12 protein-coding genes are annotated in these 13,121 nt (G+C 37.1%); 8 read left to right on the forward strand and 4 right to left on the reverse strand.

Features of this window, described 5'->3' with window-relative positions:
• The first annotated feature begins 48 nt into the window (after positions 1–48).
• Positions 49–507 carry a GreA/GreB family elongation factor gene (locus tag K4L44_03500; protein ID QZE14916.1) on the forward strand — a complete coding sequence of 153 codons (459 nt, stop codon included), beginning with the start codon at positions 49–51 and terminating at the stop codon, positions 505–507.
• Between the two features lie 31 nt (positions 508–538).
• Positions 539–1,858, forward strand: a complete 1,320-nt coding sequence (locus K4L44_03505) for a DEAD/DEAH box helicase (GenBank protein QZE14917.1) — start codon at positions 539–541, stop codon at positions 1,856–1,858.
• A gap of 606 nt (positions 1,859–2,464) precedes the next feature.
• Here the strand turns inward: K4L44_03505 and K4L44_03510 are convergent.
• Positions 2,465–3,604 carry a pyridoxal phosphate-dependent aminotransferase gene (locus K4L44_03510; protein QZE15947.1) on the reverse strand — a complete coding sequence of 380 codons (1,140 nt, stop codon included), beginning with the start codon at positions 3,602–3,604 and terminating at the stop codon, positions 2,465–2,467.
• 346 nt (positions 3,605–3,950) lie between these two features.
• Here K4L44_03510 and K4L44_03515 point away from each other — a divergent pair, with 346 nt between their 5' ends.
• A complete protein-coding gene (locus K4L44_03515; protein ID QZE14918.1) occupies positions 3,951–4,484 on the forward strand; it encodes a hypothetical protein in 534 nt (177 codons plus the stop codon).
• A gap of 20 nt (positions 4,485–4,504) precedes the next feature.
• Entirely contained in the window at positions 4,505–4,957 is a 453-nt protein-coding gene (locus tag K4L44_03520) for a GNAT family N-acetyltransferase (GenBank protein QZE14919.1), read from the forward strand.
• A 68-nt stretch (positions 4,958–5,025) separates the two neighbouring features.
• Here K4L44_03520 and dapA read toward each other — a convergent pair whose 3' ends face one another.
• From dapA to ligA, 3 genes are all read right to left on the reverse strand, one after another.
• Entirely contained in the window at positions 5,026–5,913 is an 888-nt protein-coding gene (dapA, locus tag K4L44_03525) for a 4-hydroxy-tetrahydrodipicolinate synthase (GenBank protein QZE14920.1), read from the reverse strand.
• 185 nt (positions 5,914–6,098) lie between these two features.
• Complete coding sequence (locus K4L44_03530) at positions 6,099–6,617, reverse strand: hypothetical protein (protein ID QZE14921.1); 519 nt, start codon at positions 6,615–6,617, stop codon at positions 6,099–6,101.
• A 21-nt stretch (positions 6,618–6,638) separates the two neighbouring features.
• On the reverse strand, positions 6,639–9,200 hold the full coding sequence (ligA, locus tag K4L44_03535) for an NAD-dependent DNA ligase LigA (protein ID QZE14922.1): 2,562 nt from the start codon (positions 9,198–9,200) through the stop codon (positions 6,639–6,641).
• A gap of 451 nt (positions 9,201–9,651) precedes the next feature.
• Between ligA and K4L44_03540 the strand changes: the two genes are divergently transcribed.
• The 4 genes from K4L44_03540 (at position 9,652) to nspC (ending at position 13,070) form a co-directional block, all read left to right on the forward strand.
• Positions 9,652–10,458, forward strand: a complete 807-nt coding sequence (locus K4L44_03540) for an alpha/beta hydrolase (GenBank protein QZE14923.1) — start codon at positions 9,652–9,654, stop codon at positions 10,456–10,458.
• Between the two features lie 149 nt (positions 10,459–10,607).
• Positions 10,608–11,114, forward strand: coding sequence for a hypothetical protein (locus K4L44_03545; GenBank protein QZE14924.1), 507 nt, complete (start codon positions 10,608–10,610; stop codon positions 11,112–11,114).
• Between the two features lie 104 nt (positions 11,115–11,218).
• The gene (locus K4L44_03550; protein ID QZE14925.1) at positions 11,219–11,839 is read left to right on the forward strand and encodes a sialate O-acetylesterase; all 621 of its coding nucleotides are present in this window, start codon (positions 11,219–11,221) and stop codon (positions 11,837–11,839) included.
• A 94-nt stretch (positions 11,840–11,933) separates the two neighbouring features.
• A complete protein-coding gene (gene nspC, locus K4L44_03555; protein QZE14926.1) occupies positions 11,934–13,070 on the forward strand; it encodes a carboxynorspermidine decarboxylase in 1,137 nt (378 codons plus the stop codon).
• Positions 13,071–13,121 lie beyond the last annotated feature (51 nt).

Genomic DNA, 13,121 nt, shown 5'->3' on the forward strand with positions numbered 1-13,121 from the left:
ATGGTTTTGAGTAATAGATGGCTATATTTGTATCAAAATAAATATAATATGAAGATCCATTCTGATTTGAAACAACTTTGTACTAATGTTTTGTTGATACGCGTTGAAGAGCAAATTTCCGTCCTCAAGAGACAAGTTGAAGATATGAAGGAGTCCCTTGTTGATGACACCAAAAGCAGTGCCGGAGATAAATATGAAACAAGTAGAGAACGTATTAGTAGAGACCTGAATCGTTTAGAATTGCAGCTATCGCAACATAACAAGAACTTATTGTTCTTGAATAAACTCAATGGAGAGTTGAAAGAGAGTGTGGACTTGGGTGCGATGGTTCAAACCAATCAGGGAATCTATTTCTTCTCTCTTGCTTTGGGGAAGGTCGAGATGGAATCAGTCATCTTTTATGCGCTATCTATTCAGTCGCCTATTGGTCGTGCCCTTCGTGGTGCAAAACGAGGAGACTCGATCCTTTTTCAAGGACGTAAGATTGAGATTAAGGATGTATGTTAAGACAGGAACGAAAAACAATTTAAATATATAGATGAAAGATATTTCAAAGTATATTCTGAGCCAAATGGGCTTCGAACAGTATAATAAAGTACAAGATAAATTATTTGATGCTTCGAAGAAGAGCGACACCTTGCATTTGGTGTCTCCTACTGGTTCTGGAAAGACCATTGCATTCCTTCGTGTAATGCTCGAAAAAGTGAAGGTGACAGAGGGAACGACACAAATGTTGGTTTTGGTACCTACTCGCGAGTTGGCTGTTCAAATTGAGACGATTGTAGGAAAACTGCAATTACCTTTTCGTTCTTATTGTGTTTATGGAGGACATAGTGTCAAATCTGAAGAGCGTTCGTTAGAGAGAGCTCCTTCACTCTTGATAGCAACTCCAGGACGTCTTACCGATCATTTACGCAGAGGAAATATCTCTTTAGATAATCTATCTCATGTAGTACTCGACGAATATGATAAGATTCTTCAATTTGGTTATAAGAGAGATATTGACTTTATCTTCGGTCATGTGAAATGTCTTCAAGGGGCTATTCTGACTTCTGCAACCCAAATGGATGAGGTCACTTACCCTAAAGGTATTGATTCTAATGGTACTTTAATTGATCTTTCTGAAACTGTTGCGGAGAATGTTTTTAACGCTTACCGTATAGATGTGGAAGGAACAGATAAACTAGCTGCATTGGTTACGCTTTTGGAGAGGATTGGGAATGCACCTACGATGGTGTTTTGTAACCATCGTGATGCAGTGGAACGTATTAGTGATGCCCTTTACGATGAAGGCGTAGTTCACGAATCTATTCATGGTCAGAAAACTCAAGATGAACGAGAACGTGCCATGATTAAGTTTGAGAATGGCAGTGCGATGGTTATCCTTGGTACTGACCTTTTGGCGAGAGGTATTGATCATCTCTCTGTAGAGCACGTGGTTCATTATCAAATGCCACGTGATGAGGATGTGGTGGTTCACCGTAATGGACGAACATCGAGAGGAGAAAAAGAAGGAAATGTATATGTGGTAATGAAAGAGGGAGAAACCTTGACAGATGCACTTGCTTCGATTGATTGGAAACCTTATGAACATTCTGATGAAAAAGTGAATATTCAACCTTCTTATTGGGACACTCTTTATATGGGGGCGGGTAAGAAAAATAAGATTAATAAGGTGGATATCGTTGGTTTCTTATGTCAAAAAGGAGGATTAGAGAAGTCCGAAATAGGCATGATCCATGTGAAAGATTTTAGAGCTTATGTAGCGGTTCCTAGAACGAAGATTAAGGAGGTGATTCAAAAAGTGAAAAAAATGAAAATAAAAGGCAAGAGTATTCTTATTGATAAAGCATTTTAAATGAATCTGTGTCTATAGAGTTGTAGAAAAGATTCCATTGCTTTATGAGAATGGATATATAAAGAAGATCTTACTTGGAGACATATCCTTGTAAGATCTTTCTGTTTTATCTCATTTCGTACATCCTGCGCCATGGAGCTAGTCTTCTTTTAACCCCTGCTTCTACCCAATCTCCCTTACGTTACATCTATAGATCCGATACCCTTTGGTTACTCCTAGAGTAACCAAAGGGTAACGGAAGGGTATCTGAAGGGTAAAGGAACTACGAAGGAAACATAAAGGAGGTATGTCCATAATTGTAGGAAGTGTGACCAAAGATTCTTGTTTTATGAAGAAGATATTGGGGGTAGGAAGGGGCATCTAAAAGGGGATGATAAGCCGACTTTGGTTCGCTTAACTTCGTAAAATGTTGCGAAGTGCTATATATCTTCGATGTAGGTTCATCAAGAGGGAATAAAATAAAAGAGAGGTGGAACCTGTTGAGTAGTTCGAAAACGGGATTCTAGGGGGATAAAAAAGGGTTTAACGAAAATCATGTTAAACCCTTTTTTAATTAGATAGATTCATGTTTGGTGAAACATGGACACTCTTTGTTTTTGAATGTGACTACTTTAGTTTGCTCATGGCCTCTTTGATGCGTCTCACAGCCTCTTTTAGTTCAGGTTCTGCTGCAGCATAAGATAGACGAACACAGTTTGGATCTCCAAATGCTTCTCCTGTTACGATGGCTACATTAGCCTCTTGTAGAAGGTAAATACAAAGATCTGAAGCGGTCTCAATCTTGTAATCTCCTGTCGAAGTACCGAAATATGCAGTCACGTCAGGGAATACATAAAAAGCGCCGTCAGGTCTTGAGATCTTAAGGTTTGGAATTTCAGACATCATCTCTACCATCATATCACGACGCTTTGCAAATGCCTTAACCATCTCAAATACCTCTTTGTTATCTGAAGCAATGGCTGCAGTCGAAGCCACTTGAGCGACTGAGTTTGGACCTGACGTAAATTGCCCTTGAAGTTTACTACAAGCTTTCACAATCCATGTTGGACCCGCTATATATCCGATACGATATCCAGTCATGGCATATGCCTTAGAAACACCATTGACGATTACCGTTTGGTCTTTGATAGCATCAAATTGAGCAATCGATTCGTGTTTTCCTTCGTAGTTAATATATTCGTAGATCTCATCAGAAATCACTACGATGTTTGGATGCTTGGCAAAGATTGCAGCAAAAGCACTTAACTCCTCTTTGGTGTACAGTTTTCCTGTAGGATTACTAGGGCTACTGAAAAGGAAAGCACGAGTTTTTGGTGTGATGGCCGCTTCAAGTTGTTCTGGAGTGATTTTGAAATCATTCTCTACGGTTGTAGGTATTACTACATTGGTTCCACCAGCAAGTTTAACCAGCTCTACATATGTCACCCAGTAAGGTGCAGGGATAATCACCTCATCTCCTTCTTGAACTGTAGACATTACTACATTAGCCAAAGAGTGTTTGGCTCCATTGGAAACAAGAATCTGATCGGGACTATATTCGACTTGATTGTCTCGTTTCAGTTTGTTTACTACTGCTTCTCTTAACTCTAAGTACCCATTAACAGGAGAGTAATGCGAATAGTTGTCGTCGATGGCCTTCTTCGCGGCTTCTTTAATAAAATCTGGCGTATCAAAATCTGGCTCTCCAACACTTAAGCTAATAATGTCTAGCCCTTGTGCTTTTAACTCTCTACTCTTCTGAGCCATTGCTAATGTCTGAGATATAGCAAGACGATTAATTCTCTCGGCAATCATACTCATAATTCAAGACCTCTTAAGTAATTTAATATATTGTTTGTTTTATTGAGACAGGATGTTAGAATTTTAATATTTTTATTATCATTGCAACACCCAACTTCTCCTATTGATATCATTTCTGTTTCTATCGGCCTTATATCATGTTGCACAAGATTGTAAGGGTTGTGATAGAGGGGCGAAAGATAGTAAAAAAAGAGTGGGTGATAGTGAGAAAAATTCATAAGATCTTTTTTAATGCGAGTTCTTAACAAAAGATTCCGCTTTATAGAAAAAAAACAATTAACGAATATTGAATATGGATTCGAGTATTTCGATTTATTGGATGGGGGGCCTATCCATTATCCCATGTATTGTGGTTGCTGTGGTTGCTGTTTATAGTATGAAAAGTACGATAAAAAAGGAGCGAGAGTCTAGAGAATTTGAGTTGAAATTGAAAAATAGAGAGGGGATGGTTTCCTATCGTCTTCAGGCGTATGAGAGATTGGCTCTGTTTCTTGAACGAATTACTCCCGATGCATTGATATTACGTGTGTCACCAACAGGAAAGAATGTTTTTCATTACCAACGTGAGCTGCTTCTGTCTCTTCGTAGTGAGTTGGATCATAATTTGTCTCAACAGGTCTATATTACTTCAGAAGTGTGGGGATATGTTCGTCTTGCAAAAGAACGTATGTCGATGCTTGTAAACGAAGCTGCTTCGGGACTTAGTCCTGAAATGCCTGCAGAAAGGTTGAGAGATGAAATATTTGAACTCTATTCGGAGCAAGAGGATCAGCCGATTCAAACAGCTTTGGATGCTTTGAAGAGAGAAGTAGGAATTAATTTTTAATCTTAATATTGATAAGAGATATGGATGCTACTTATACATGGAAACAGTTAGATGCATTGGAGACGGAAGAGTGGTTTACTATGTTTCAGTTAAGACAAGAAATTTTTGTCGTAGAACAGAACTGTCCTTATCTAGATTTGGATGAGGAGGATAGAACATCTTTTCATCTTTTGGTTCAATCTTCGGATACTGGAGCTGCTGTTTTGGCAACGCTACGTGTCTTTGTTGGAGATCATGGAGTATGGCATATTGGACGTGTTGCAACCTCAGAAAAGTGTCGAGGCAAAGGGGTTGCCCGTCATATGATGGAAGAGTCTTTGGCATTTATTCAATCGAAAGGGGGCAGAGAGATAGAAATTTCTGCACAGTCTTATTTGGAGAAGTTTTATTGCTCTTTGGACTTTGTTAAATCTTCAGATGAATATCTATTAGATGGTCTTCCTCATATCGATATGCATTGGACTATCTCCTAAAATAATATATCCCAATTTGTCTGAACAAATTGGGATATCTTTCTTTTCTATTCAGAAAAGAAGTACGATTATAGAATATTGTGGTGATTTATTGCCTCTTCAATCTTTTCATAAAGTGCTTCACTTGCAGGGATAAGAGGAAGTCTTAAACAGTTTTGTAGGATTCCAATCGAATGAAGCGCTGCTTTAATACCCGTTGGATTTCCCTCTTCAAATATCCACTCCATAAAAGAGAGTAGTCGATACTGAATTTCAAGAGCTTCATTATATTTTCCTTCCATTGCATAGTGCACTAAACCAGACATGGATTTGGGGGTTGCATTCATTGCGACAGATATTACTCCTTGTGCACCAACAGAGAGAAGTGGCAACGTATTTTTGTCGTCTCCTGATAGATAGATAAAGTGAGCTGGAGCCTTCTTTGTGACATGCATACACTTATCTAAAGAGCCTGCTCCATCTTTTACTGCAATAATTTTGGTAGAGTAGTTCGCCAAAGTAAGAATCGACTCTGTTGATAGATCGACTCCTGTTCTGCTAGGAACGTTGTAGAGAATGATTGGTACTGGGGATACCTTCTCTATCTCCTTAAAATGTGCTACTAGTCCTTGTTGGGAGGGTTTGTTATAGTATGGAGTGACAGATAGAATGGCATCGATACCAGTGAAATCCGTATTCTGAATTGTTAGACACACTGCAGTCGTGTTATTTCCTCCCAATCCTAAAACAATAGGAAGCCTTCCTCCATTCTGCTTGATAACAAATTGAAGTACTTTTTTCTGCTCTTCAGAATCCAATGTTGCAGCTTCTGCTGTTGTACCTAAAACAACCAGATAATCTGCACCATTTTCAATTTGGTACTCAACTAGTTTGGATAAGGAAGTATAGCATACTTGATTCTCCTCGTCAAATGGAGTTACTAATGCAACTCCTGCTCCTTTTACTAAGTGGCTCATGGTGTCGATGAATTTATTTATCCGTTTATCAATTACTAAGTTCTAATATTTGTATGATTCTATCAAATATAGGACAAAAGTAATAAATTGATTTTTTTACCCCATAAAAAAAATGATTTTATTTTTATTTAGGCTTTAAAATAAAAATATGTAATTAGAATTGTGATTAATTAACCGCAGAGCTGTTAAAATTTACTAACATATTCTTTCATTAAATCATAAATATCAAGGATCGATTTATTGGGTGCTTGAATAAAAAGATCGGCAAACTCGTAATGTTCACTGTTACAAGTCAATTTGAATCTAGAGTTGTTCATTGCTAATGCATATATCAATGAAAACTCGTGTTTGATTGAAAGATCAATTAAGATATCGAAAGAGGTATTGATAAACTCTTCGGCTTCTTGTTCTTTGGGTTTCCCTGTCCAAGAAGTGTTCTTGGGAGTGAGTATGATATTGTGAATAGACTGTTTCTCTGTCACATTTGCTTTTCTTGAAAAAGCCAAAGTATGTATAAAGCAGCCTGGTCTTTTCAGTTCATTGATAATTTTTTGGATGCTTTTGGGTGCATCTGGATCATCCATGTTCCAGATGATCCCTATATGTTTTGCCTCTTCCAATTTGTATGGATTTGCTGAACGTCTCTTCTCTTTTACTCTTTTAAAGAGACGATTGAAAGCGAGGTTTTGTATTCTGTTTTTCAAAGTATATGAATTGTTAAGTTTTTACTGTTCTAACATCGCAAGAAAACCCTCTTCATTAATAATAGGGATCTCTAAAGCTTGTGCTTTTTCAAGCTTTGAAGGTCCAATATTATCTCCTGCAATTAAGTAATTGGTTTTTTTCGATATAGAAGAGGTTAGTTTACCACCATGATCTTCCACGATCTCTCCAAGTTCTTTACGTCTTTGGGATGTTCCGAAGTTACCAGATATAACAAATATCAGGCCATCAAGTGTCGAAGGGAGTTCTGAAATAGAAGCTTCTTGTTCGCCATCAATAGATGTTCCAACAGGAGCACCTAGGGTTGTGAGACTATCTATCAGATCTATATTCTCTTGTTTCTCAAAGTATCTACGGATGGAGTTTGCCATCTTCTCACCAATATCATTTATATCGAGAAGCTCTTGATAGCTTGCTGCTCTCAGGGATTCAATGGAGTGAAATTTCTTTGCAAGTGTTTTGGCAGCTGTTGCTCCTATAAATCGTATCCCCAAACCAAAAAGGAGTTGATGAAAAGTATTGCTTTTCGATTTCTCGATGGCTTGAAAAAGATTGTCAACAGATTTTTGTTTTAAGGAGATCTTTGATAGTTGATTCAATCTAGAGATGAGCTTATCTACTCTAGGGTTGCGTATATAGTTGAATGCGACAACGGCTTTTTGTTCGGGTAAAAATGACTTCCATGTATCCAATGTAATGTTTGGCAGAAGTACTGCAAAAGGAGCATGATCCATAATCTCTGCAATCTCTTGGTCTGTGATATTTGGGATTTTAAGCGCCTTAATCACTGCACTGAGAGATATATTTCCATTACTCATGTCTCCCTGACACAAGGTGTCGAAAATTTGTTTTTGTATTGGTATTCGGAAAAATGTTAGGATTTGACGAAGTATATGATTGGAGCTCTCTCCTTTTTTTAAGGTTAGAGATAGGGAATCAATATGTTCGACTGTAATGTCCTCAAGCTCTTTCAACGAAGAGATATTATTGGCTATTTTTTTTGCATTGGCTAGTGAGATACCTTGGATACCGAATTGGAACGCATAGATGATACGTTCGTAAGATACCATCAGTGGAGGATGTTTTTCATCATCTCGTTTGATTGTTTCTAACCCTTCAATTTTATCTCGTCTATTCGGTAGGCGATAGATGTCTGCAACCGAATTTAAAAGTCCTTGGTTATATAGTAGTTGAATGGTCTCCTTTCCTAGCCACTCAATATTCATCGCATTACGAGAGACAAAATGCTCAATCTTACCTCTTATTTGTGGCGCACAGCCTAGATAGTTTGGACAGTAATAGGCTGCCTCTCCTTCATTTCTCTCCAAAGGAGTATGACACTCTGGACAACTTTTAGGGAATAGTACTGGCGCTGCCCCTTCTTTTCTTAGAGCATATTCAACCCCAACAATTTTGGGTATAATTTCTCCCCCTTTTTCAATATATACTTGATCTTGAAGATGAAGATCAAGATTTTCAATAATGTCTGCATTGTGAAGGGAAGCACGTTGTACAGTGGTTCCTGCTAATGAGACAGGTGTAAGGTTTGCAACCGGGGTAACTGCACCTGTTCGACCAACCTGATATGATACAGATTGAAGGGTAGTGATCTCTCTTTCTGCTTTAAATTTATAAGCTACTGCCCAACGTGGAGACTTGGCTGTAAAGCCTAATCTATTTTGAAGTGTTTTCGAGTTCACTTTGATAACGACTCCATCTGTGGCAACTTCTAAGTTTTCTCTCTTTTTATCCCACTTCTCAAGATATTCTATTACCTCCTCTATGGTGTTGCACTTTTTATTTTCTTTGGAAATTTTAAACCCCCATGATTTTGCCTGATCCAATGTTTCGTAATGCCCATCTTTAAGAGGAGCTTCAGTCAGAAGATCATAAAAATATGCATCTAACGACCTTTTGGCTACAATGGAGGAGTTTTGTAACTTCAATGTTCCTGAAGCTGCATTCCTCGGGTTCGCGAAACGAGTCTCTCCTTCAGCTGCACGTTGTGTATTTAAGCGGTCGAAAGTTTTGAATGGTAATAATATCTCTCCTCTGATGACAAAACGATCTGGATAGTTGTCGCCTTGTAACTCAAGAGGAATGGATTTGATCGTTCTAACATTTTGGGTGACATCATCTCCAACCTCCCCATTGCCTCGTGTTAATGCTTGGGTAAGCTTTCCATTTTCGTATTGTAAGCTGATAGAGGAGCCATCAAATTTTAGTTCACACTCATAGGAGAACTGTTCTGGAATATTCTTCTTAATTCTTTGGTCAAATTCATAGAGCTCCGTATAGTTGTATGTGTTAGAAAGAGAGAGCATTGGATAGTCGTGTGACTTCTGTATAAACTCTTTGTTAAGATCACTTCCAACTCTCTTTGTTGGGGAGTTCGGATCCTTCAATTCAGGATATTGAGATTCTAATTTTTCAAGCTCTTTTAGGAGCATGTCGAAATCATAATCGTCAATAGTGGGTTGATTTAATACATAATAATTGTGATTGTGTTTATGTATTTCACTTCTTAACTTCTCTACTTTATTCTTTGCTTCTATTGATGCCATATATTGATATGAGTAATAAACATGTGCAATGTAAAAATAGTAAATCTTTTTTGGGTCTCCTAGTCTGTTTATATGTGAAATACCCCTATGAAATATGTCTTAGCAATAAATGTTTTTTGTTGAGCCATTTAACGACCTTTGCTAATTGTGTTTATTTTGCATTTATTTATGTTTTTATGTATATAATAACCTTAGTGGGAGGATGATTGAAGAGTTTCATGGCTTTTTAAAGAGATAATGGAAGCAATTTATCAGTTGACGTTCTTTTTCATTTACCAAAACAGAGAAATATGTTACGAATAAAAATATACTTCTATTTCGTTAAAAAGATACCTTTAGGTATGTTTTTATTCGTACTTTTGTTGAATAAATGACGGGTTTGTTCGAATAGGTTTTTTTGTGATATTTTGTTTTGATACTTTTAGCTGGATAATACAATATTTTCATATGTATGAGAAAACAAGAAAATAAAGAGCAGTTAAGCTATACAACATATACACATCCTGATCATAAAAGGTGGATTGTTTTTGTTCATGGTGCTGGTGGAAGTTCGAAAACCTTTTCGAGACAGATTGCCGCCTTTAAAAAACATTTTAATCTTCTTTTGCCTGATATGCGCCATCATGGTGGCTCCCAGGATTTAGAGTTGCTCTCTAAAGAGGAGATGTCTTTTGATGTGGTAGGACAAGATATTCTCTCTCTGATGGATGATTTGGGGATTGAAACGGCACATTTTATAGGTATTTCCATGGGGGCGATTGTGATTCGAATGGTAGAACAGTTGGCTCCAGAGCGTATTGATTCCATTATTATTGGAGGAGGGGTGATGAAGTTGAATAGAAGAACTCATATTCTGTTTCGTGCAGGGTTATTCTTCTCTAAATTGATCCCTTATCATCAATTATATAAAATGGTTGCCCATATTTTGATGCCTAGAGAGAACCATGCTGTGGCTCGTCGTCTATTTGTTAGAGAAGCTGGAAAAGTAAAGAAAGAGGCTTTTAAATCTTGGTTGTCACTCATCTCTGGTTTAAAAAACAAATTAGATGATCTCTTCATTAAACCTCTTGCTGTCCCTACGCTAATGATTACTGGGGCCCAAGATTTTGCCTTTTTGGATGATGTTAGGGAATATGCTTCTCTTTTTCCGTTTGTGAGAATGGCCGAGATTCCTAAATGTGGTCATGTTTGTAATATTGAGAAGGCCGATCTTTTCAATAAACATAGTTTAGATTTTCTCCTTAGCTTCAAATCTTAATATTGTTTTTTTAGGATTTGGTATAACATTTAGATTCATTGCTATTTTGCTTCAAAATATTTATGTTATTATAATCTTTTATATTATTTTCGTATTTTAAGTAATAATATGGTGGTAGATCTATTCATTATCATAACTAAAATCGTGCTATGGATTCATTAAATAACGATCTTGAACAAAAAAGAAGGGAAGCGACACTGAAGGAAATCAAAAGGTTACAAGGCGTAAATAGTCGTTTACAAAATACTATCATTATTTTGATTGTGGCTTTTGTTGTAGTGATGGGAGCATCTGTTTTTATGGCAAGAAAGGGTAATATTCCATTTATCCCTACTGCTTCTTCAGATACTGTGACAGTCGTTCAACATGATACTATTTTTATGGCCGATGAAGGAGAGCAGAAGAATGACATTATAGGTACTGATTTTTATGCAATTCAGATTGGTTACTATAAACACCTGAAGCAGATTATTCCTATTAAAGCACAAAGCGATTTGGAGGTGATTGAATCTCAGGGAGCAAAGATTTTCACTTTGGCAAAATTTAATACATATCAAGAGGCTAATGCAAATAAAAGATTGGTTAAAAAAGTTGGTTTTAAAGACGCTTTCATTGTTCACTATGTAAATGGGCAGAGAGTTCCTATTTCTAAATAAAACATAACTATTATATTTCAAAAAGAGGTTTTCTTTCAAAGGAGACCTCTTTTTTGTATTATAGCATAGTGAAACTGACAAGTAACCATGTAATTAACTATATTATGATGCTTAGCATCTCTTCTGCTTTTGCTCAATTTTCTACCTATTATTATCAAAAAAAGACCTTATATGATGCATTACCCAATGACAAAAATGAGATCATCTTCCTTGGAAATAGTATTACTGATGGCGGAGAATGGGCTGAACTCTTTCGAAATAAGAAGATAAAGAATAGGGGTATCAGTGGAGATGTGACTGATGGTGTCCTTTTTCGTTTGGAAGAGGTGTATGAATCGTCGCCTAAGAAAGTTTTTCTCTTGATTGGAATCAATGATCTGTCTAGGGGGAAAAGTAAGGCTTATGTTCATAAGAATATCCTAAAGATTGTGGACACGATTCACGAAAAGTCTCCAAAAACTAAAGTATATGTTCAAAGCTTATTGCCTGTGAATGACTGTTATGGAAAATTTAGAGGCCACACCAATAAAGGGGCTTCCGTTTTATGGGTGAATAAGAAGCTTAAATCGGATGCTTCCGCTCATGGTTATACCTATATTAATATTCACGACTCTTTTGCAAATGAGGAGGGAAAGATGAAAAAAGAGTATTCAAATGATGGCTTACATCTATTAGGGAAAGGATATTTGAATTGGGTTGATATTATCAAAGCCTATGTGAAGTAGTGTCGCATTGAAAAGTTATCAATATCTAAGTGGTGTACAGATGATGCATCACTTTTTTTTGTATTTTTCGCTCCTTAAATGAAGTGTAAATATTATGAAAAGATATAATGTGGATTATCCATCTTTTGTGTTGGAAGAGGGCTTACTTAAAAGCAATATTCAACGTATCGATGAGATCCAAAAGAGAGCGGATATTAAGATCTTATTGGCTTTAAAGGCATTTTCGACATGGCCTGTTTTCGACCTTTTTAGAGGTGCTTTCGACTCCTGTACTGCAAGTGGACCTTGGGAAGCCAAGTTGGGACATACAGAGATGGGAGCATTAAGTCATACTTATTCTCCTGCCTATTGTGATAGAGATTTTCAGGAGGTAATGGATCACTCTTCACATATTATATTCAATTCGATATCGCAATTTGATCAATTCTATGATCGCATCAAGTTGCATTCACATCCTATCTCTATTGGGTTAAGAGTAAATCCAGGTTATTCTCCTGTTAAAACAGATCTTTATAATCCATGCGCAGCAGAGTCTCGACTGGGTATGGTCGCTTCATCACTTCCCGATGAACTTCCCAACGGGGTTGAGGGACTACATTTTCATGCACTTTGTGAATCAAATAGTTTTGATTTAGAGAAGATTTTGTTCTCTTTTGAAAAGCTTTACGCTAAATATTTGCCTAATATCAAGTGGGTGAATATGGGGGGTGGACATCTAATTACTCACAATGACTACGATGGGGATCATCTCATTTCAGTATTAAAAGCATTTAAAGAGAGGTGGGGGGTAAAAGTGTATCTTGAGCCTGGTAGTGCTTTTGCTTGGCAGACAGGGGTGTTGGTGGCCAATGTCGTTGATGTTATTAACCATCCAGATAAAAAGACTGCTATTTTAGATGTTTCGTTTACTGCTCATATGCCTGACTGTCTAGAGATGCCTTATCAGCCTGAAATACGAGGTGCAAAAACAGAGCAAATGGTAGATGGTTATTGTTATAAGATGGGAGGAAATAGCTGTCTTGCCGGGGATGTTCTCGGAGATTGGTGGTTTGATCATCTCCTTAAGATTGGAGAACAGATTATTTTTGAGGATATGATCCATTATACAACAGTAAAGACCACTTTCTTTAATGGGGTGAAGCATCCCGATCTTGTAATAGAAGGTATGGATGGACATTTAAAAGTGCTTCGTCATTTCACTTATGAAGACTTTAAATCGAAATTAGGGTAAGAAGATGAAAAAGGTCTCTCATATATAGATATGGAGACCTTTCACGTCTAT

The organism is Prolixibacteraceae bacterium, from assembly GCA_019720755.1.
Classification (GTDB): Bacteria; Bacteroidota; Bacteroidia; order Bacteroidales; family Prolixibacteraceae; genus Halosquirtibacter; species Halosquirtibacter laminarini.